We start from the raw sequence: 18,517 nt of genomic DNA, 5'->3' as shown, positions 1-18,517 counted from the left end.
CAAAGGTCCAATGCTTAAGTCCGTTGCACCACAGAATGCAAAAAAGTAGGAGCTCTTAATGTTCACCACGCGTCGTTTGATTATTGTCGCTACCGCAGTGGCCTTGCTGTCCGGCTGCGCCTCGCCCAACCCTTACAATGGTCAAAGCCAGGGTCAGGCCGATAGCGGTTCCCAAGGCATGAGCAAAACCGCCAAGTACGGCGGTCTCGGTGCCTTGGCCGGCGCTTTGGCGGGTGCCGCCATCAACCACGATAACCGTGGCAAGGGCGCGTTGATCGGCGCAGCAGTGGTGGGTGCTTCCGCCGCCGGTTATGGCTACTACGCCGACCAGCAAGAGAAAAAGCTGCGTGCCAGCATGGCCAACACCGGGGTTGAAGTGCAGCGCCAGGGTGACCAGATCAAACTGATCATGCCGGGTAACATCACGTTCGCGACTGATTCGGCGAACATTGCCCCAAGTTTCTATCAGCCATTGAACAACCTGGCGGGCTCGCTCAAAGAGTTCAACCAGAACCAGATCGAGATTGTCGGCTACACCGACAGCACCGGTGCACGTCAGCACAACATGGACCTGTCCCAGCGTCGTGCCCAGAGCGTGGCGACCTACCTGACTTCGCAAGGTGTGAGCGGTGCCAACCTCTCGGCTCGCGGTGCTGGCCCGGATAGCCCGATTGCCAGTAACAGTGATGTCAACGGTCGGGCACAGAACCGTCGCGTTGAAGTCAACTTGAAGGCGATCCCGGGTCAGCAGTATGGTGCCGTGCAATAAGCGCAATCCCTTTACCAACCTGACTGAACCCCAGGCGTAAAAAAGCCCGCCCGATCCTCAACAGATCGGGCGGGCTTTTTTGTGTCGCGCGAAACCTGATTACTTCTTCAGTCCGTAATGCTCATCGAGCATGCCCGGCGCGTTCGGGGACTTGGGTGCGTAGTCGCGAGGCGGCTCCTGATTGCGCGGCGGCGTCAGACGCTCGCGTGGGGCCGTCGTCGCATCGGCGTGCAGGGCGGCCAGCAAGCGTTGGCGAGTCTGCTCGTCCAGGGCCAGGCGGTTGGCACCCTCGGCGAGATGATCCTGAACTTCCTGATAGCTCGCAGTCAGTTTTTTGACCAGGTTTGCAGTGCTGTTGAAGTGGGTGACCACCTCGTTCTGATAACTGTCGAAACGTTCCTGAATGTCATCCAGCTGACGTTGCGTGCTGCTGGGCGCGGCATTCGGCACCAGGCGAGCGATCAGGAATCCAATGGCGACACCCACAACCAGGGCAAGAGTCGGTAACAACCAAACTAAGAGCGAGTGTTCCACGAGTCCTTCCTCTATAAACGGCTTTGCTTTACGTTAACGGCTCGAACCTGCGCTGTATACCGCGATTCACTCGCAATAGATTGGCACAGACAATTTGCTAGACGAGTCGACCCGATTCGAGGTCACGGAGTTCCTTCCTTGCTTATGCGCGAAACCCCTGTAGTGATTGATGGCCCGGTGGGTCAACTGGAAGCTTTGTATCTGGATAATGAGCAGCCACGCGGCATTGCGCTGATCTGCCACCCGAACCCGGTGCAGGGCGGCACCATGCTCAACAAAGTAGTCTCGACCCTGCAGCGCACCGCGCGCGACGCCGGTTTGATTACCTTGCGATTCAATTACCGTGGCGTCGGCGCTAGTGAAGGCACGCACGACATGGGCACCGGCGAGGTCGACGACGCTCAGGCAGCCGCCGAATGGCTGCGGGCCAAGCACCCTGACTTGCCACTGACCCTGTTCGGTTTTTCCTTCGGCGGTTTTGTTGCCGCAAGTCTCGGCGGGCGCCTGGAAGCGCAGGGGGAGCAGATCAAGCACCTGTTCATGGTTGCGCCGGCGGTGATGCGCCTGGGCGATCAGGATCAACTGCCGCAACACGGCGAACTGACCCTGATCCAGCCGGAAACCGACGAAGTGATCGACCCGCAAGCCGTCTACGACTGGTCCGAAAAACTCGAACGCCCCCATGAGCTGCTGAAAGTGGCAGAATGCGGACACTTTTTTCATGGCAAGCTGACCGATCTCAAGGATCTGATCCTGCCGCGTCTTTCGAATTGATTGCAGTCTGACAAGCGATTACCCATGACGACTCGTACCCGTATCCTCACCGGCATCACCACTACCGGCACGCCACACTTGGGCAACTACGCCGGCGCCATCCGCCCGGCGATTGTCGCCAGCCGTGACAGCAATGCCGATTCGTTCTACTTCCTGGCCGACTACCACGCCCTGATCAAATGCGATGACCCGCTGCGTATCCAGCGCTCGCGTCTGGAAATCGCCGCGACCTGGCTGGCCGGTGGCCTGGATGTGGATCGCGTGACGTTCTACCGCCAGTCCGACATCCCGGAAATCCCCGAGCTGACCTGGCTGCTGACCTGCGTCGCCGCCAAGGGCCTGCTCAACCGTGCCCACGCCTACAAGGCCTCGGTGGACAAGAACGTCGAGACCGGCGAAGACCCGGACGCCGGCATCACCATGGGCTTGTACAGCTACCCGGTGCTGATGGCCGCGGACATTCTGATGTTCAACGCACACAAGGTGCCGGTCGGTCGCGACCAGATCCAGCACGTGGAAATGGCCCGCGACATCGGCCAGCGCTTCAACCATCTGTTCGGTCAGGGCAAGGAATTCTTCACCATGCCTGAGGCATTGATCGAAGAAAGCGTTGCCACGCTGCCAGGCCTCGACGGTCGCAAGATGTCGAAGAGCTACGACAACACTATTCCGTTGTTCAGCAGCGCCAAAGAGATGAAGGACGCGATTTCGCGGATCGTTACCGACTCCCGCGCACCGGGTGAAGCCAAGGACCCGGACAACTCGCACCTGTTCACACTGTTCCAGGCGTTTGCTACGCCAGCTCAGTCTGATGAGTTCCGCAGCGAACTGTTGCAGGGCCTGGGTTGGGGCGAGGCGAAGAATCGTTTGTTCCAACTGCTCGACAGCGAACTGGGCGAGTCCCGCGAGCGTTATCACCAACTGATCGAACGCCCGGCAGACCTGGAAGACATCCTGCAGATCGGCGCCAAAAAGGCCCGTTCGGTGGCCACACCGTTCCTCCACGAACTGCGTGAAGCGGTCGGCCTGCGTTCTTTCGTGGCTCAGACGCAAGTCGCCGCCACCACCAAGAAGAAAGTCGCGAAAGCCGCACGTTTCGTCAGCTTCCGCGAAGACGACGGCAGTTTCCGCTTCCGTCTGCTGGCGGCTGATGGCGAGCAACTGCTGCTGTCGCGCAACTTCGCCGATGGCAAAACCGCCGGGCAAGTGACCAAGCAACTGCAAGCAGGCCAGCCTCTGGACGTGCGCAGCGAAGACCTTAGCTTCAGCGTCTGGCTGGAAGGCGAGTGCGTGGCTGACAGCCCGGCATTCGCCGACAGCGCCGCGCGTGACGTCGCCATCGACGCCCTGCGCGTGGCGTTGACGCCGGTTCAGGAATAAATCAGCGGCTCGACCCGACCAAGGGCCGATTGCCATTCCCCCGGGCCGTCGCTACAGTGACGGCCCGTTTTTGTTGCCTTGCTAACGAATTATGACGCCCCTAGAACGATATCAAGCTGATCTGAAGCGCCCGGAATTCTTCCATGACGCCGCGCAGGAAACGGCCGTGCGCCATTTGCAGCGCCTGTACGACGATCTGGTCGCGGCCTCGCAGAACAAACCGGGCCTGCTCGGCAAACTGTTTGGCAGGAAAGAGCAGGCGCCGGTCCGGGGCCTGTACTTCTGGGGTGGCGTGGGTCGCGGCAAGACTTACCTGGTCGACACCTTCTTCGAAGCGCTGCCGTTCAAGGAAAAGACCCGTACTCACTTCCACCGCTTCATGAAGCGTGTGCACGAAGAGATGAAGACCCTCGGCGGCGAAAAGAACCCGCTGACCATCATCGCGAAGCGTTTCTCCGACGAGTCGCGAGTGATCTGCTTCGATGAATTCTTCGTTTCCGACATCACCGACGCCATGATTCTCGGCACCTTGATGGAAGAACTGTTCAAGAACGGCGTGACCCTGGTCGCGACTTCGAACATCGTGCCGGACGGTCTGTACAAGGACGGTCTGCAACGTGCGCGCTTCCTGCCGGCCATCGCGCTGATCAAGCAGAACACCGACATCGTCAACGTCGACAGCGGCGTCGACTACCGTCTGCGTCACCTTGAACAAGCGGAGCTGTTCCACTTTCCGCTGGATGAAGCCGCTCAGGAAAGCCTGCGCAAGAGCTTCCGTGCGCTGACGCCGGAATGCACGGCAGCGGTCGAGAACGACGTACTGATGATCGAGAATCGCGCCATCCGTGCCGTGCGCACCTGCGATGACGTGGCCTGGTTCGACTTCCGTGAACTGTGCGATGGCCCGCGTAGCCAGAACGATTACATCGAACTGGGCAAGATTTTCCACGCCGTATTGCTCAGCAATGTCGAGCAGATGAGTGTCACCACTGATGATATCGCCCGTCGCTTTATCAACATGGTCGACGAGTTCTACGACCGTAACGTCAAACTGATCATTTCTGCCGAAGTCGAGCTTAAAGACCTCTACACCGGCGGCCGCTTGAACTTCGAGTTCCAGCGCACGCTCAGCCGTCTGCTGGAAATGCAGTCCCACGAATTCCTGTCTCGGGCGCATAAGCCATAAGACGATTCGGAAAATAAAAAAGGGCCTGCAATTGCAGGCCCTTTTTTGTGCGCTGAAGACTACGCCGCTTGCTGAAACTGCTGCCGATACTGGTTCGGGGACAGTTCGGTGTGTTGACGGAACAGGCGCGCAAAGAAGCTCGCGTCGTCGTAACCGACCTCATAGCTGATGGTCTTGATGCTCTTGCGGCTGCCGGACAGCAAGCCCTTGGCTGTTTCGATGCGCAGGCGTTGCAGGTAATGCAGGGGCTTGTCGCCGGTCGCGGTCTGGAAGCGGCGCATGAAGTTGCGAATGCTCATGCCATGTTCGCGGGCCACGTCTTCAAAACGGAATTTGTCGGCGAAATGGTCTTCGAGCCAGTGCTGGATCTGCAGGATGATCACGTCCTGGTGCAGCTTCTGCCCACCAAAACCGATGCGCCCCGGTGAATAGCTGCGCTGGACTTCATACAGAATGTCCCGCGCCACGGCTTGCGATACGTTGGCGCCGCAGAAGCGCTCGATCAGGTAGATGTAGAGGTCGCAGGCCGAGGTGGTGCCGCCAGCGCAATACAGGTTGTCGGCGTCGGTCAGGTGTTTGTCCTGATTGAGCTGAACCTGTGGAAAGCGCTCGGCGAAAGCGTTGAAGAAACGCCAGTAAGTGGTCGCTTCCTTGCCGTTGAGCAGGCCCGCCTCTGCGAGCCAGAACACCCCGGTCGCTTCGCCGCACAACACCGCGCCGCGAGCATGTTGCTCGCGTAGCCATGGCAGGACCTGTGGATAACGTTTGCAGAGGGTGTCGAAGTCGTCCCAGAAGGCAGGGAGGATGATGACATCGGCATTTTCCAGGCCGCCGTCCACTGGAATGATCACATCGCTGAAGCTGTTCACCGGTTTGCCATCGGGGCTGACCAGACGGGTTTCGAAGGTCGGCGTCAGGCCCTGGCCCAGCTGTTTTCCATAGCGCAGGCTGGCCAGATGGAAGAAATCCTTGGCTTGCATGAGGGTGGAAGCGAAAACCCGGTCGATCGCCAGGATGCTGACGCGCCGCAGGGGCGTGGAGACTTGCTTAGACATAATTCAACTTTATTTTTATAAGGGAAAGTGGTCATCAAACGGCTGGATCGTCTTATTTTTTGTCGGATGTGTCCAGTGTCCTGTGTCGGACGCGAGGCTTAGTCTCTGGAGGTCAAGTCCTCTAACAATAACGACAGGTGCCGCATGATCCCCAGAACCTTGTTCAGTTCCGAGCACGAACTCTTTCGCGACAGCGTGCGAACGTTCCTCGAAAAAGAAGCCGTGCCGTTCCATGCACAATGGGAAAAACAAGGCTTTATCGACCGCAAGCTCTGGAATAAAGCGGGGGAGGCGGGGATGCTGTGCTCGCACTTGCCGGAGGAATACGGCGGGCTGGGGGCCGACTTTTTGTACAGCGCAGTGGTGATCGAAGAGGTCGGGCGCCTGGGGTTGACCGGGATCGGTTTTTCCCTGCATTCGGACATCGTGGCGCCGTATATCCTGCATTACGGCAGTGAAGCGCTGAAGCACAAATACCTGCCAAAACTGGTGTCGGGCGAGATGGTCACGGCGATCGCCATGACCGAGCCGGGTGCCGGTTCCGACCTGCAAGGGGTAAAGACCACGGCGGTGCTGGATGGCGACGAGTACGTCATCAATGGGTCGAAAACCTTCATCACCAACGGCTTTCTGGCGGACCTGGTGATTGTCGTGGCCAAGACTGATCCAAAGGCCGGGGCGAAGGGCACCAGCCTGTTTCTGGTGGAGGCCGACACACCGGGTTTTGACAAGGGCAAGCGTCTGGAAAAGGTCGGGATGAAGGCTCAGGACACGTCGGAGCTGTTCTTCCAGGACGTTCGTGTCCCCAAGGAAAACCTGCTGGGACAGGCCGGTATGGGCTTCGCTTACCTGATGCAGGAACTGCCGCAAGAACGCCTCACCGTGGCCGTCGGCGGGCTTGCGTCCGCTGAAGCTGCGTTGCAATGGACGCTGGACTACACTCGCGAGCGCAAGGCGTTTGGCAAGGCGATTGCCGACTTCCAGAACACACGCTTCAAGCTGGCGGAGATGGCCACCGAGATCCAGATTGGCCGGGTTTTCGTCGACCGCTGCCTGGAGTTGCACCTGCAAGGCAAACTGGATGTGCCGACAGCGGCGATGGCTAAGTATTGGGGCACGGACCTGCAATGCAAGGTGCTCGACGAATGCGTGCAGTTGCATGGCGGCTACGGCTTCATGTGGGAATACCCGATTGCCCGGGCGTGGGCAGATGCGCGAGTGCAGCGGATTTATGCCGGCACCAACGAGATCATGAAAGAGATTATTGCGCGGTCGCTTTGATCTTGCGGTGATTGTCAGACCGCCATCGTCGGAACGCCGCCCGGAGCAGGCTCACTCCTACAGGGATTGTGCAAAACCTGTAGGAGTGAGCCTGCTCGCGATTGGATCTATGAATCCATCAAGGCGCCGGGTTCGGGTGATCCTTGTGGATCGCCTCAATCCCCTCCAGCACTTCATCCGACAGCTTCAGCTCGAAGCTGGCGATATTGCTCTCCAGTTGTTCCATCGTCGTCGCGCCAATGATGTTGCTGGTGACGAACGGTTGCTGGGTCACGAATGCCAATGCCATCTGCGCCGGGTCCAGACCGTGTTCACGGGCCAGGGCGACGTAACGGCTGCACGCTGCTTCCGATTGTGGATTGAAATAGCGGCTGAAGCGGCTGTAGAGGCTCAGGCGGCCTTTCGGTGGGCGCGCGCCACCTTCGTACTTGCCCGAGAGAAAACCGAACGCCAGCGGCGAATAAGCGAGCAGGCCGCATTGTTCGCGAATGGCGATTTCTGCCAGGCCGACTTCAAAGCTGCGGTTGAGCAGGTTGTACGGGTTCTGGATCGACACAGCACGAGGCCAGCCGCGGGCTTCGGCCAGGGCGAGGAAGCGCATGGTGCCCCATGGCGTTTCGTTGGACAGGCCGATGTGGCGGATCTTGCCGGCCTTGACCTGCTCGTCCAGCGCTTCGAGGGTGTCTTCCAGCGGCGTGAGATTGGCTTCGCTCTTGTGTTTGTAGCCCAATTGGCCGAAGAAATTGGTGCTGCGTTCGGGCCAGTGCAGTTGATACAGATCGATGTAGTCGGTTTGCAAGCGCTTGAGGCTGGCATCTACGGCTTCTGTGATGTGCTGGCGGTTGTGGCGCAGGTTCTTGTCGCGGATGTAATCGATGGTGTTGCCGGGGCCGGCGATCTTGCTGGCGAGGATCCAGTCGGCGCGATCACCGCGACTTTTGAAGTAATTGCCGATGTAGCGTTCGGTGGTGGCGTAGGTTTCGGCCTTGGGTGGCACCGGGTACATTTCGGCGGTGTCGATGAAATTGATCCCGGCATTTTTGGCCCGTTCAATCTGGGCGAAGGCTTCAGCTTCACTGTTTTGCTCGCCCCAGGTCATGGTTCCGAGGCAGATGGCACTCACATTCAGATTGGTTCGGCCTAGCTGGCGATAGTCCATCGGGTGCTCCTTGAGCAAAACAATCATAAAAGCAGGTTGAATTATTTTTCGCAATCTGCATAATTGCGCACCTCTTTCTGCAGTGGAAGTGATGCGCCGCCGCCGAAGAATCTTGCCGTTGAACGGACGCGCCGACCCGAGCCCCCGAAAGCGTCTGTATCCGGCTGCCTTTGACTTGTCAAAGTACGCACTATTCAGTAAGATCCGCCGTCTAATTTACAGGGCGGCCCCTGAGGCTATAAAGAATGAAAACTTTTACTGCTAAACCGGAAACAGTACAGCGCGACTGGTTTGTCGTCGACGCTGCAGGTCAGACCCTGGGTCGTCTGGCCACCGAAATCGCGAGCCGTCTGCGTGGCAAGCATAAAGCTGAGTACACTCCTCACGTTGACACCGGCGATTACATCGTCGTTATCAATGCCGAGCAGATTCGTGTAACCGGTGCTAAAACCACCGACAAAATCTACTACTCCCACTCCGGTTTCCCGGGCGGCATCAAGTCGATCAACTTCGAAAAGCTGATCGCTAAAGCCCCTGAGCGCGTGATCGAGACCGCGGTCAAAGGCATGCTGCCTAAGAACCCGCTGGGTCGCGACATGTATCGTAAGCTGAAAGTCTATGCGGGCGCTGTACACCCTCATACTGCTCAGCAGCCCCAAGAACTGAAGTTTTAACGGAATAGTTCATTATGTCGGCGACTCAAAATTACGGCACTGGCCGTCGCAAGACCGCAACCGCACGCGTTTTCCTGCGTCCGGGTACTGGTAACATCTCCATCAACAACCGTTCGCTGGATAATTTCTTCGGCCGCGAAACTGCCCGCATGGTAGTTCGTCAGCCGCTGGAATTGACTGAGACTGTCGAGAAGTTCGACATCTACGTCACCGTGATCGGCGGTGGTGTAAGTGGTCAAGCTGGCGCAATCCGCCACGGTATCACTCGCGCTCTGATGCAGTACGACGAAACCCTGCGTGGCGCTCTGCGCAAAGCTGGCTTCGTTACTCGCGATGCTCGTGAAGTTGAACGTAAGAAAGTCGGTCTGCGTAAAGCGCGTAAGCGTCCGCAGTACTCGAAGCGTTAATACGCTTTCACGTTCAAAAAAGAACGCCCAGTTTCCTCACGGAGCTGGGCGTTTTTTTGTGCGTGCGATTATCAAAGAATTGCGCTGTGACAACTTGCCACATCCGTAGAGCCCCTATACTACAAGGCTTGGCAGTGGAGCCCCTCGGTAATTACCTTGTCAGAATTGGGGCTTTTCATTACCATTCGGCAAAATTTTTATAAGCACATAGATTTACTTAGTAGATGCCTGATTTAACAGGCCACAAAGCTGATGGGAGAGGACTGAATGAGCAATGACGGCGTGAATGCAGGCCGGCGTCGCTTCTTGGTAGCAGCCACATCCGTGGTGGGTGCTGCAGGAGCGGTGGGGGCTGCGGTCCCGTTCGTGGGGTCATGGTTTCCCAGTGCCAAGGCGAAAGCCGCAGGTGCACCGGTGAAAGTGAATGTCAGCAAAATCGAGCCAGGCCAGCAGATGATTGCTGAGTGGCGCGGCCAGCCGGTTTTCATTGTCCGCCGTACCGAGGAAATCCTGGGGAACCTGAAAAAGATCGAGGGCCAGCTCTCCGATCCGGATTCCAAGAACTCCACGCAACCTACATATGTTGATCCGGAGCTGCGTTCGATCAAGCCAGAGATTCTGCTGCTGATCGGTATTTGCACGCACCTGGGTTGCTCTCCGACCTTCCGTCCCGAAGTGGCACCCGCTGATCTGGGCAAGGACTGGGTAGGTGGCTATTTCTGCCCTTGCCACGGTTCCCATTACGATCTGGCTGGCCGCGTCTACAAGTCGCAACCTGCGCCTTTGAACCTGCCAGTTCCCCCGCATTCCTATGAGACCAATGACATCATTGTCATTGGCGTCGATACGGAGAAAGCGTGATGAGCAAGTTCATGGATTGGGTTGATGCGCGCTTTCCCGCGACCAAAATGTGGGAAGACCATCTCAGCAAGTACTACGCCCCGAAGAACTTCAACTTCTTCTATTTCTTTGGTTCCCTGGCGCTGCTCGTTCTGGTCAACCAGATCGTCACCGGTGTCTGGCTGACCATGAGCTACACCCCGTCGGCGGAAGAGGCGTTTGCGTCCGTCGAATACATCATGCGCGACGTCGAGTACGGCTCGATCCTGCGTCTGCTGCACTCCACTGGCGCTTCGGCGTTCTTCATCGTGGTCTATCTGCACATGTTCCGTGGCTTGCTCTACGGTTCGTACCAGAAGCCGCGTGAGCTGGTGTGGGTGTTCGGCATGCTGATCTACCTGGCGCTGATGGCTGAAGCCTTCATGGGTTACCTGCTGCCGTGGGGCCAGATGTCCTACTGGGGTGCCCAGGTGATCATCTCGCTGTTCGGTGCGATCCCGGTCATCGGTAACGACCTGACCCAGTGGATCCGTGGTGACTACCTGATTTCCGGGATTACCCTGAACCGCTTCTTCGCCTTGCACGTTGTTGCCCTGCCAATCGTGATTCTCGGTCTGGTGGTGCTGCACGTTCTGGCGTTGCACGAAGTCGGCTCGAACAACCCGGACGGCGTGGACATCAAGAAGTACAAAGACGAAAACGGCGTACCGCTGGACGGCATTGCCTTCCACCCGTACTACACCGTGAAAGATATCGTCGGCGTGGTGGTGTTCCTGTTCATCTTCTGCTCGATCGTGTTCTTCTTCCCGGAAATGGGTGGCTACTTCCTCGAGAAGCCAAACTTCGAAGTGGCGAACGCCTTCAAGACCCCAGAGCACATTGCTCCGGTCTGGTACTTCACGCCGTTCTACGCGATTCTGCGGGCGATTCCGGACAAGCTCCTGGGCGTTATCGCCATGGGCGCCGCCATTGCTGTGCTGTTCGTCCTGCCGTGGCTGGACCGTAGCCCGGTCAAGTCGATGCGCTACAAAGGCTGGCTGAGCAAGATCTGGCTGTGGGTGTTCTGCATTTCGTTCGTGATCCTGGGCGTGCTGGGCGTGTTGGCGCCAACTCCAGAGCGGACGTTGCTGTCGCAGGTGTGCACCTTCCTGTACTTCGCCTACTTCATTCTGATGCCGTTCTACACCAGGCTCGAGAAGACCAAACCGGTTCCGGAAAGGGTGACTGGCTGATGAAAAAGTTATTTTTTGCACTGATTTTTGCTGCTCTGCCTGTCCTGTCCTTCGCGGCCGAACACGGTGGTCCCGAGCTGGAAAAGGTCGATATCGACGTTTCTGACAAGGCTGCCCTGCAGGATGGCGCGCGTACCTTTGCCAACTATTGCATGGGTTGCCACAGCGCCAAGTTCCAGCGTTACGAACGTGTCGCCGATGACTTGGGCATTCCCCATGATCTGATGCTCTCGAACCTGGTGTTCACGGGCGCCAAGATTGGCGACCACATGAGCATCGGCATGCAGCCGGCAGACGCCAAGGCCTGGTTCGGTGCGGCTCCGCCCGACCTGACGCTGGTGGCTCGTGTTCGTGGTACTGACTGGCTCTACGGCTACCTGAAGTCGTTCTACGAAGATCCGTCGCGTCCATGGGGCGTGAACAACAAGGTCTTCCCGAACGTGGGTATGCCTAACGTCCTGGCGGGTCTGCAAGGCCGTCAGGTCGTGGGTTGCAAGCAGGTTCAGATCGTCGAAGACGGCAAGAAGCAATTTGATCCTCTGACCGGTACGGCGCTGACCCATGAAGCGTGCGATCAGTTGACCATCGTGCCGAAAAGCGGTGCTTTGACCCAAGAGCAGTTCGATGAGAAGGTCAAGAATCTGGTAACCTTCCTGGCTTACTCGGCTAACCCGGTTAAGCTGCAACATCAGCGCATAGGTACATACGTTTTGCTGTACCTGGCATTCTTCTTCGTATTCGCTTATTTGCTCAAGCGCGAATACTGGAAAGATGTGCACTGATAAAGCTTCAAGCTATTGCTGTTAATCGCGCGCGCCCAAGGGCGCCTCTGAAGGTGTAACGAGCCTGGTGAACCAGTCGTTACGGGAGGCGCCCTCTGGGCGCGCTCGTTTTTCCGCTTTCGATAATTTCTACAAGCGAGGAGGACCGCCATGGGCGTGACCAATCGGTTGGCCTGTTACTCCGACCCCGCCGACCACTATTCCCACCGAGTGCGTATCGTACTTGCAGAGAAGGGTGTCAGCGCCGAGATCATTTACGTGGAAGCTGGTCGTCAGCCGCCTAAACTGATTGAGGTGAACCCTTACGGAAGCCTGCCCACCCTGGTCGATCGTGACCTGGCGTTGTGGGAGTCGACCGTGGTGATGGAATATCTGGATGAGCGTTACCCGCACCCGCCCTTGCTGCCGGTTTATCCTGTGGCGCGTGCAAACAGCCGTTTGCTGATTCATCGTATTCAGCGCGACTGGTGTGGCTTGGTGGATCTGATTCTGGATTCAAAGACCAAGGAAGCCGCCCGCGTTGTCGCTCGTAAAGAGTTGCGCGAAAGCCTGACGGGTGTGTCGCCGTTGTTCGCCGACAAGCCATTTTTCCTCAGCGAGGAACAAAGTCTGGTGGATTGCTGCCTATTGCCAATACTCTGGCGATTGCCAATTTTGGGTATTGAACTGCCGCGGCCTGCCAAGCCGCTGCTTGATTACATGGAGCGCTCGTTTGCGCGTGAGGCTTTCCAGGCAAGTCTGTCTGGTGTCGAACGCGATATGCGCTAAGGCTTAAGGAGCCGCTATGAACTCCAGTCGACCTTATCTGGTCCGCGCGCTCTACGAGTGGATTGTGGACAACGATTGCACCCCGCACATGCTGGTCAATTCCGAATATCCATCGGTGCAGGTGCCTCAGGGTTTTGCCAGTGACGGACAGATTGTCCTGAACGTGTCGCCACAAGCTGTGCGTCACCTGCACATGGATAACGAGGCGGTCAGTTTTGAAGGGCGTTTCGGCGGTGTGCCGCACACCTTGTACGTGCCTATCGCATCGATTCTGGGTATTTACGCCCGGGAGAATGGCCAGGGCATGGTGTTCGATCTGGAATCGCCTATGGAAGACGAGGAAGAGATCGAGCCGGATGATGATCTTCCGCCACCCGACAGCGAGCCGCCGCGTCCCAGTGGTCGACCCAGTTTGAAAGTGGTGAAGTAATAAAAAAGGCGATCCGGATGGATCGCCTTTTTTATTGCGTGTAGGAGCACGGCTTGCCGGCGATGGCGATCTTGAAGGCGCTATCGCCAGCAAGCTGTGCTCCTACAGGTTGATGGCGATTTCAAGGGCGCCATTGCCGGCAAGTCGTGCTCCTTGCAGGGTGGATGTCAGTCGATGTACTCAAACAGCTTCACGATCTTCTGTACACCGGAAACGCCTTGTACCAGGTTGGTCGCCTGAGCGGCTTCCTGTTTGGTCAGCAGGCCCAACAGGTAGACGATGCCGTTTTCGGTTACAACCTTGATCCGCGAGCCGGGGATGTTGGCATCGGTGAGCATCTGGGCCTTGATCTTGGTGGTCAGCCACGCGTCGTTCTGGCGGGCCAGCAAAGAGGAGGGCGGCAGAATCTGCAATTCGTTGTGGACGGTTTTTACCCGTTGAACAGCGGCAGCGGCCTGTTCGGCTTTGACCTTGAGGTCTTCGCGAGGTGTCTGCCCGGCGAGTAGCACCACGCCGTTGAAGCTGGTGACGACAATGTGTGAGTCCTTGTCCAGGGCCGGGTCGGCCTTGGCGACGTTTACACCGACTTTGGTATCGATCAGGGAGTCGTCGATTTTGCTGCCGAAGGTGCGTGTGCCACGGTCATCCTCAATCGGCGCTTCACGGCTGGCATTAACCACCGAGGTGCAGCCGCTGATGCCGAGGCACAGGGTCAAGGCCAATAGGCCTAGGCGATTAGGGGTCATTCTTCACTCCCGAACAATTGGCTGTCGATCAAATCGCAAAGGCAATGGATCGCCAGCAGGTGAACTTCCTGAATGCGTGCGGTGACATTGGCCGGTACGCGAATCTCGACGTCTTCGTGCAATAGCAGTGACGCCATGCCACCGCCATCGCGACCGGTCAATGCTACGACAATCATTTCGCGATCATGTGCGGCCTGGATTGCCTGAATTATGTTTGCCGAGTTGCCGCTGGTGGAAATCGCGAGTAATACGTCGCCCGGCTGGCCCAGGGCGCGGATCTGTTTGGAGAAGATTTCGTTGTAGCTGTAGTCGTTGGCAATCGAGGTGATTGTCGAGCTGTCGGTAGTCAGCGCGATGGCTGGCAGGCTCGGGCGTTCACGCTCGAAGCGGTTGAGCAGCTCCGAGGAAAAGTGCTGGGCATCGCCGGCGGAACCGCCGTTGCCGCAGGAAAGCATTTTGCCCTCATTGAGCAGGGCGTTGACCATCACTTGGCTGGCTTGCTCGATGTGCGGTGCAAGTACGTCCATCGCCATTTGCTTGGTGTCGATACTGGCCTGAAAAAGCTGGCGAATTCGGGATTGCATGTCCATCTGTGTGACCTTAATTAGCGCGGCTACTTGGCACATGAATGTGCAGCCCGCAAAGCAAAGAGCAAAAATGTTGGGTAAAGGTGTCCGGTTCGTGACGCATGCGATCAGCTGTCGAAGGCATTCTGCAGCCAGTTCAACTGATCAACGTTGCTGTCGATGGCAATCACGTCGAAGCGGCAAGGGGAATTGGCCCAACGCGACTCGCGCTGAAGAAAATACTGTGCGGCGAAAATCAGTTTCTGCCGTTTGCGCTCATCGATGCTATCGAGCGCGCCACCCCACTGGGTGTTTTTTCTGTAGCGGACTTCAACGAATACTACTGTATCGCCATCAAGCATGACCAGATCAAGCTCGCCACGTTTACACAACCAGTTCTGCGCCAACAGGCGCAGACCTTGTTGTTGCAGATGCTCGAGCGCATGGCGCTCGGCATCTTTACCGCTTTGCTGGCGTGACCTGTCGGGCATCAGTTCGGGGTATCCGGCAGGCGTTGAACCTGGCCGTTGACGAACTGGGCCCATGGCAACTGGCGTACGACGCGTTGGTTCGCAGTCATCCCCAGGCTGCCCGACTCACCCGCGATGCGGCTGTCCGGCAAGGCCTTGAGTTGCCCCAGGCGTGGTGCCAGACGGTAAGCATCAACGCCCATGGCGTACAGGCGGCCGAGGCTGCCTGCCGCTTGTGGCCATTGAGCCGTGACCTGTTTGCGCAGGGGATCGTTGGCGTCCAGCAACCACGGGGTTTCGCAGAAGCGGATGCCGTTCATGTCGTTGTACTGATTCACGTCGCCGCTGGCGCTGAACACGTGGGACGTGGCGTAGACAGGGACGTCGCCGGCGTACTGGAAGTTCAGGGTCGGTTTGATCTGCTGGGCCTGTTGCGGTGTGGCGGCCAGGAAGATGAACTCGATGTCCTGACGACGCGAAGGCTGGGCCGCTACCTGCCCGCCGACAGTGCTTTGCAGGCTTTTGGCGCGGCCTTCGCTCTGGCGCAGCTGGAACATGTCAGCGATTTGCTGGGCCAGTTGAACCGGTTGGTCTACGCGCTCGGTGGCGACGATGCTGCCGCCGTTGGCTTGCCAGTCCTGGCTGAAGGCGCGCAGTACACGGTCGCCCCATTCACCTTTCGGCACCATGATGGCGGCGCGATGCAAGCCGTCGGCGCGAGCACGGCGAGACACTTCACGGGCTTCGTCTTCAGCAGCCAGACCAAACTGGAACAGTTGGGCCGGGCCTTGTTCACCTTCGCTGTAATTGAGTGCCAGGGTGGTAATCGGCAATTGCGGGCGAGCGCTGAGTTGTTTAACCAGTGGTTTTTCCAGCGGGCCGATCACCAGTTGCACGCCATCGGCCTGGGCCTTGCGGTAGAACTCGTCCATCGACGTCAGCTTCGAGCTGTCATAAAACTCGATGGCCGGTGGCTTCTGCCCGGATTGTTGGGCCTGGTAGTGAGCCGCCATGAAGCCTTCACGCAACGCTTTGCCGACCGATGCCAGCGGACCGTCTTGTGGCAGCAGCAGGCCGATCTTGTTCAGCGGTTGGCTGGCCAGTTGCTTGAGGTTGGTCAGTGCCAGCGGCAGATGTACGGCGGCCGGGTGTTTCGGGTTCTGGGCGCGCCAGTTATCGATTGCGGCTTGCTGTTGCTCCAGCGTCCCGGCTGTTTTCACAGCCAATGCCAGGCCCATCCAGCCGCCGAGGTCGTCGGAGGTGTTTGGCTGCAATTGGTCGGTAGGCAGGGAGGCAATCAGGGTCCAGATCGCTTCGTGGTTTTTGCTGGCCGCTTCACCACTCAGCATCGGCGCGATGAAAATACGCTCCCGTGCGGCAGCCAGGGTCTGGCCATCCGCTTCAAGGGCGCGGGCGTGAACAGTGCCAGTGCGAACTTGCTGTTCGGCTGGCAGCTCTCCCAGGTATTGCAGGCTCGGATGGCTCAAGGCAGTCAGCGCTGCTTTGGGCTGATTGCGCACCATCGCCAGTTCTGCCGCCAGGGTACTGGCGAAAACTTGTGGGCCTGGCTTGAGTTGCTCGACCGGGACCTGTTGCAGGATTTGCGCGGATTGACCGGCATTCCCCTGACGGTAGGCCTGGTCAGCAGCGCTCAGGCGTAGCAGGGCGGCTTTTTCCGGGTCCTTGCTTTGGTTGGCCTGATCGAGCAGTTGCTCGATGCTGGCATCCGGGGTCCGTGGAAGTTCGCCAAGGCTGGAGGAGGGCGAGCTGGCGCAGGCCGCCAGCAAGGCAGCGAGGCAGAGGGCAGTGAACAGCCGCAGGCAAGCGATCATGTAGTGTTCCTGATACTCGATCAAATTAGCGTGGAATTGTACCCAAGCACTGGCCGGGGCGCGATGTTACTGGCGTGAATCGATCAATTTAGCTCGTGCAAATGTTGCAGCACCGCACAATTGGCAGAAAAAACCGGGAATGGCGAGGCGTATCGCAAGTGTCGCTACGCGCTACAATGTCGCCTTTTACCGATCATGAGGTGTGCGCTTTGACTGCTCCAGGTGCTTTGAATTCCGCTGCTGGCTCGCTTTATGTGGTGGCGACGCCCATCGGCAACCTGGACGACATCAGTGCACGCGCGCTGAAGATCCTGCGCGAGGTCGCGCTGATTGCTGCCGAAGATACGCGCCACTCCCAGCGGTTGATGCAGCATTTCGGCATCTCCACGCCGCTGGCGGCCTGCCACGAACACAATGAGCGAGATGAAGGTAGCCGTTTTATTACGCGTCTGCTGGCCGGCGATGATGTGGCGCTGATTTCGGATGCCGGCACACCGCTGATTTCCGATCCCGGCTATCACTTGGTGCGCCAGGCTCGTGCTGCGGGGATCAATGTGGTGCCGGTCCCGGGAGCGTGCGCGTTGATCGCGGCGTTATCGGCGGCGGGTCTGCCGTCCGACCGTTTTATCTTTGAAGGCTTCCTGCCGGCCAAGGCTGTCGGTCGCCGCGCTCGGCTGGAGCTGGTTAAGGAAGAGCCGCGTACGCTGATTTTCTACGAGGCGCCGCACCGCATCCTTGAATGCCTGCAGGACATGGAATTGGTGTTCGGTGGCGAGCGTCCGGCATTGCTTGCTCGTGAAATCACCAAAACCTTTGAAACCCTTAAAGGTTTGCCATTGGCCGAGTTGCGCGAATTCGTTGAGTCGGACAGCAATCAGCAGCGTGGTGAGTGCGTGGTGCTGGTCGCCGGCTGGACCGTACCCGAGACGGAAGGCGCTGTCAGCAGCGAAGCCATGCGCATCCTCAATCTGCTGCTGGAAGAGATGCCACTCAAGCGTGCCGCGGCATTGGCGGCGCAAATCACCGGCGAGCGCAAAAATGTGTTGTATCAGATCGCGCTGGATCAGCAAAAGGGTGAGTAAAACCCGACGTGCAGGAGTGGCCAAAGGCGTTTAGCGCTTGTTCTTCGGCCGCTCTGCCGTTAACCTTCGCGGCGGAGAGTCGATCGGACAGTCGCTGCCCTCTATGAAAATTAGGGGGGGGAGGAAAGTCCGGGCTCCATAGGGCGAAGTGCCAGGTAATGCCTGGGAGGCGTGAGCCTACGGAAAGTGCCACAGAAAATAACCGCCTAAGCGCTTCGGCGCCGGTAAGGGTGAAAAGGTGCGGTAAGAGCGCACCGCACGTCTGGCAACAGTTCGTGGCTAGGTAAACCCCACTTGGAGCAAGACCAAATAGGGTCCCAAGGCGTGGCCCGCGCTGGGACCGGGTAGGTTGCTAAAGATGTCCAGTGATGGCCATCGTAGACGAATGACTGTTCAAGACAGAACCCGGCTTACAGATCGACTCTCCACCTTTTTTATCCCCCTGTTTGAATCATTGAACAGGGCGCTGGTAGTAGCGTTTTCCCTTCGTACAGAATCATCAGCAGAAGCGCTTTCGTAATACCGAAAAAATCTTACTCTTAACAAACTA

Annotated in this window: 20 protein-coding genes and 1 other RNA gene; 14 read left to right on the top strand and 7 right to left on the bottom strand. The window is 58.1% G+C overall.

Going from position 1 to position 18,517, the window contains the following annotated elements; genetic code table 11:
- Positions 1 to 58 precede the first annotated feature (58 nt).
- Entirely contained in the window at positions 59 to 769 is a 711-nt protein-coding gene (locus tag LOY55_RS25425) for an OmpA family protein (protein ID WP_109787517.1), read from the top strand.
- 99 nt (positions 770 to 868) lie between these two features.
- Here the strand turns inward: LOY55_RS25425 and LOY55_RS25420 are convergent, their stop codons facing one another.
- Positions 869 to 1,303, bottom strand: coding sequence for a YhcB family protein (locus LOY55_RS25420; RefSeq protein WP_223523185.1), 435 nt, complete (start codon positions 1,301 to 1,303; stop codon positions 869 to 871).
- A 144-nt stretch (positions 1,304 to 1,447) separates the two neighbouring features.
- On the opposite strand from LOY55_RS25420, the gene LOY55_RS25415 reads away from it, so the two are divergent.
- From LOY55_RS25415 to zapE, 3 genes are all read left to right on the top strand, one after another.
- Positions 1,448 to 2,077, top strand: a complete 630-nt coding sequence (locus LOY55_RS25415; RefSeq protein ID WP_223523187.1) for an alpha/beta hydrolase — start codon at positions 1,448 to 1,450, stop codon at positions 2,075 to 2,077.
- Positions 2,078 to 2,101: 24 nt separating this feature from the next.
- Positions 2,102 to 3,457 (top strand): tryptophan--tRNA ligase, encoded by a 1,356-nt coding sequence (locus LOY55_RS25410; protein WP_223523189.1) that lies wholly within the window; start codon positions 2,102 to 2,104, stop codon positions 3,455 to 3,457.
- Positions 3,458 to 3,548: 91 nt separating this feature from the next.
- Positions 3,549 to 4,643 (top strand): cell division protein ZapE, encoded by a 1,095-nt coding sequence (gene zapE / locus LOY55_RS25405; protein WP_223523190.1) that lies wholly within the window; start codon positions 3,549 to 3,551, stop codon positions 4,641 to 4,643.
- A gap of 59 nt (positions 4,644 to 4,702) precedes the next feature.
- Here zapE and LOY55_RS25400 read toward each other — a convergent pair whose 3' ends face one another.
- Positions 4,703 to 5,599 (bottom strand): GlxA family transcriptional regulator, encoded by an 897-nt coding sequence (locus tag LOY55_RS25400; protein ID WP_175649035.1) that lies wholly within the window; start codon positions 5,597 to 5,599, stop codon positions 4,703 to 4,705.
- Positions 5,600 to 5,842: 243 nt separating this feature from the next.
- Between LOY55_RS25400 and LOY55_RS25395 the strand changes: the two genes are divergently transcribed.
- Positions 5,843 to 6,979, top strand: coding sequence for an acyl-CoA dehydrogenase family protein (locus LOY55_RS25395; protein ID WP_109787522.1), 1,137 nt, complete (start codon positions 5,843 to 5,845; stop codon positions 6,977 to 6,979).
- A 118-nt stretch (positions 6,980 to 7,097) separates the two neighbouring features.
- Here LOY55_RS25395 and LOY55_RS25390 read toward each other — a convergent pair whose 3' ends face one another.
- Positions 7,098 to 8,138, bottom strand: a complete 1,041-nt coding sequence (locus LOY55_RS25390; protein ID WP_046026712.1) for an NADP(H)-dependent aldo-keto reductase — start codon at positions 8,136 to 8,138, stop codon at positions 7,098 to 7,100.
- A gap of 245 nt (positions 8,139 to 8,383) precedes the next feature.
- Here LOY55_RS25390 and rplM point away from each other — a divergent pair, with 245 nt between their 5' ends.
- The 7 genes from rplM (at position 8,384) to LOY55_RS25355 (ending at position 13,271) form a co-directional block, all read left to right on the top strand.
- Positions 8,384 to 8,812 carry a 50S ribosomal protein L13 gene (gene rplM, locus LOY55_RS25385; RefSeq protein WP_007905295.1) on the top strand — a complete coding sequence of 143 codons (429 nt, stop codon included), beginning with the start codon at positions 8,384 to 8,386 and terminating at the stop codon, positions 8,810 to 8,812.
- A gap of 14 nt (positions 8,813 to 8,826) precedes the next feature.
- Positions 8,827 to 9,219 (top strand): 30S ribosomal protein S9, encoded by a 393-nt coding sequence (rpsI, locus tag LOY55_RS25380; RefSeq protein ID WP_002555064.1) that lies wholly within the window; start codon positions 8,827 to 8,829, stop codon positions 9,217 to 9,219.
- 267 nt (positions 9,220 to 9,486) lie between these two features.
- Positions 9,487 to 10,080: a ubiquinol-cytochrome c reductase iron-sulfur subunit gene (gene petA, locus LOY55_RS25375; protein ID WP_046026711.1), complete on the top strand. Its 594-nt coding sequence runs from the start codon at positions 9,487 to 9,489 to the stop codon at positions 10,078 to 10,080.
- A complete protein-coding gene (locus tag LOY55_RS25370) occupies positions 10,080 to 11,291 on the top strand; it encodes a cytochrome bc complex cytochrome b subunit (protein ID WP_046026710.1) in 1,212 nt (403 codons plus the stop codon). Before petA ends, LOY55_RS25370 begins: the two co-directional genes overlap by 1 nt.
- Positions 11,291 to 12,073 carry a cytochrome c1 gene (locus tag LOY55_RS25365; protein ID WP_046026709.1) on the top strand — a complete coding sequence of 261 codons (783 nt, stop codon included), beginning with the start codon at positions 11,291 to 11,293 and terminating at the stop codon, positions 12,071 to 12,073. Before LOY55_RS25370 ends, LOY55_RS25365 begins: the two co-directional genes overlap by 1 nt.
- Positions 12,074 to 12,223: 150 nt before the next feature.
- Complete coding sequence (locus LOY55_RS25360) at positions 12,224 to 12,841, top strand: glutathione S-transferase N-terminal domain-containing protein (RefSeq protein ID WP_027922678.1); 618 nt, start codon at positions 12,224 to 12,226, stop codon at positions 12,839 to 12,841.
- A gap of 16 nt (positions 12,842 to 12,857) precedes the next feature.
- The gene (locus LOY55_RS25355; protein ID WP_046026708.1) at positions 12,858 to 13,271 is read left to right on the top strand and encodes a ClpXP protease specificity-enhancing factor; all 414 of its coding nucleotides are present in this window, start codon (positions 12,858 to 12,860) and stop codon (positions 13,269 to 13,271) included.
- Positions 13,272 to 13,438: 167 nt separating this feature from the next.
- On the opposite strand, the gene LOY55_RS25350 is transcribed toward LOY55_RS25355, so the two are convergent.
- From LOY55_RS25350 to LOY55_RS25335, 4 genes are all read right to left on the bottom strand, one after another.
- A complete protein-coding gene (locus LOY55_RS25350) occupies positions 13,439 to 14,017 on the bottom strand; it encodes a BON domain-containing protein (protein ID WP_046026707.1) in 579 nt (192 codons plus the stop codon).
- Entirely contained in the window at positions 14,014 to 14,607 is a 594-nt protein-coding gene (locus LOY55_RS25345; protein ID WP_046026706.1) for a phosphoheptose isomerase, read from the bottom strand. Before LOY55_RS25345 ends, LOY55_RS25350 begins: the two co-directional genes overlap by 4 nt.
- 104 nt (positions 14,608 to 14,711) lie before the next feature.
- Positions 14,712 to 15,074 (bottom strand): YraN family protein, encoded by a 363-nt coding sequence (locus LOY55_RS25340; RefSeq protein ID WP_046026705.1) that lies wholly within the window; start codon positions 15,072 to 15,074, stop codon positions 14,712 to 14,714.
- Entirely contained in the window at positions 15,074 to 16,885 is a 1,812-nt protein-coding gene (locus LOY55_RS25335) for a penicillin-binding protein activator (RefSeq protein ID WP_109787524.1), read from the bottom strand. The genes LOY55_RS25340 and LOY55_RS25335 overlap by 1 nt, the downstream gene beginning before the upstream one ends.
- 176 nt (positions 16,886 to 17,061) lie before the next feature.
- Here LOY55_RS25335 and rsmI point away from each other — a divergent pair, with 176 nt between their 5' ends.
- Positions 17,062 to 17,967 (top strand): 16S rRNA (cytidine(1402)-2'-O)-methyltransferase, encoded by a 906-nt coding sequence (gene rsmI, locus LOY55_RS25330; RefSeq protein ID WP_177412280.1) that lies wholly within the window; start codon positions 17,062 to 17,064, stop codon positions 17,965 to 17,967.
- Positions 17,968 to 18,042: 75 nt separating this feature from the next.
- Positions 18,043 to 18,396: RNase P RNA component class A (gene rnpB, locus LOY55_RS25325), an RNA gene on the top strand.
- The last annotated feature ends 121 nt before the right edge of the window (positions 18,397 to 18,517 follow it).

This window comes from Pseudomonas sp. B21-040, assembly GCF_024748695.1.
GTDB lineage: Bacteria > Pseudomonadota > Gammaproteobacteria > Pseudomonadales > Pseudomonadaceae > Aquipseudomonas.
The sequence above is the reverse complement of the archived record's forward strand: the minus strand, read 5'-3'. Positions and strand labels throughout refer to the sequence as shown.

What these genes read in the sequence shown, in the direction of transcription:
- LOY55_RS25425 (WP_109787517.1), top strand. Translation starts at nt 59, where the DNA reads ATGTTCACCACGCGTCGTTTGATTATTGTCGCTACCGCAGTGGCCTTG.
- LOY55_RS25415 (WP_223523187.1), top strand. Translation starts at nt 1,448, where the DNA reads ATGCGCGAAACCCCTGTAGTGATTGATGGCCCGGTGGGTCAACTGGAA.
- LOY55_RS25410 (WP_223523189.1), top strand. Translation starts at nt 2,102, where the DNA reads ATGACGACTCGTACCCGTATCCTCACCGGCATCACCACTACCGGCACG.
- zapE (WP_223523190.1), top strand. Translation starts at nt 3,549, where the DNA reads ATGACGCCCCTAGAACGATATCAAGCTGATCTGAAGCGCCCGGAATTC.
- LOY55_RS25395 (WP_109787522.1), top strand. Translation starts at nt 5,843, where the DNA reads ATGATCCCCAGAACCTTGTTCAGTTCCGAGCACGAACTCTTTCGCGAC.
- LOY55_RS25390 (WP_046026712.1), bottom strand. Translation starts at nt 8,138, where the DNA reads ATGGACTATCGCCAGCTAGGCCGAACCAATCTGAATGTGAGTGCCATC.
- rplM (WP_007905295.1), top strand. Translation starts at nt 8,384, where the DNA reads ATGAAAACTTTTACTGCTAAACCGGAAACAGTACAGCGCGACTGGTTT.
- rpsI (WP_002555064.1), top strand. Translation starts at nt 8,827, where the DNA reads ATGTCGGCGACTCAAAATTACGGCACTGGCCGTCGCAAGACCGCAACC.
- petA (WP_046026711.1), top strand. Translation starts at nt 9,487, where the DNA reads ATGAGCAATGACGGCGTGAATGCAGGCCGGCGTCGCTTCTTGGTAGCA.
- LOY55_RS25370 (WP_046026710.1), top strand. Translation starts at nt 10,080, where the DNA reads ATGAGCAAGTTCATGGATTGGGTTGATGCGCGCTTTCCCGCGACCAAA.
- LOY55_RS25365 (WP_046026709.1), top strand. Translation starts at nt 11,291, where the DNA reads ATGAAAAAGTTATTTTTTGCACTGATTTTTGCTGCTCTGCCTGTCCTG.
- LOY55_RS25360 (WP_027922678.1), top strand. Translation starts at nt 12,224, where the DNA reads ATGGGCGTGACCAATCGGTTGGCCTGTTACTCCGACCCCGCCGACCAC.
- LOY55_RS25355 (WP_046026708.1), top strand. Translation starts at nt 12,858, where the DNA reads ATGAACTCCAGTCGACCTTATCTGGTCCGCGCGCTCTACGAGTGGATT.
- LOY55_RS25350 (WP_046026707.1), bottom strand. Translation starts at nt 14,017, where the DNA reads ATGACCCCTAATCGCCTAGGCCTATTGGCCTTGACCCTGTGCCTCGGC.
- LOY55_RS25345 (WP_046026706.1), bottom strand. Translation starts at nt 14,607, where the DNA reads ATGGACATGCAATCCCGAATTCGCCAGCTTTTTCAGGCCAGTATCGAC.
- LOY55_RS25340 (WP_046026705.1), bottom strand. Translation starts at nt 15,074, where the DNA reads ATGCCCGACAGGTCACGCCAGCAAAGCGGTAAAGATGCCGAGCGCCAT.
- LOY55_RS25335 (WP_109787524.1), bottom strand. Translation starts at nt 16,885, where the DNA reads ATGATCGCTTGCCTGCGGCTGTTCACTGCCCTCTGCCTCGCTGCCTTG.
- rsmI (WP_177412280.1), top strand. Translation starts at nt 17,062, where the DNA reads ATGTCGCCTTTTACCGATCATGAGGTGTGCGCTTTGACTGCTCCAGGT.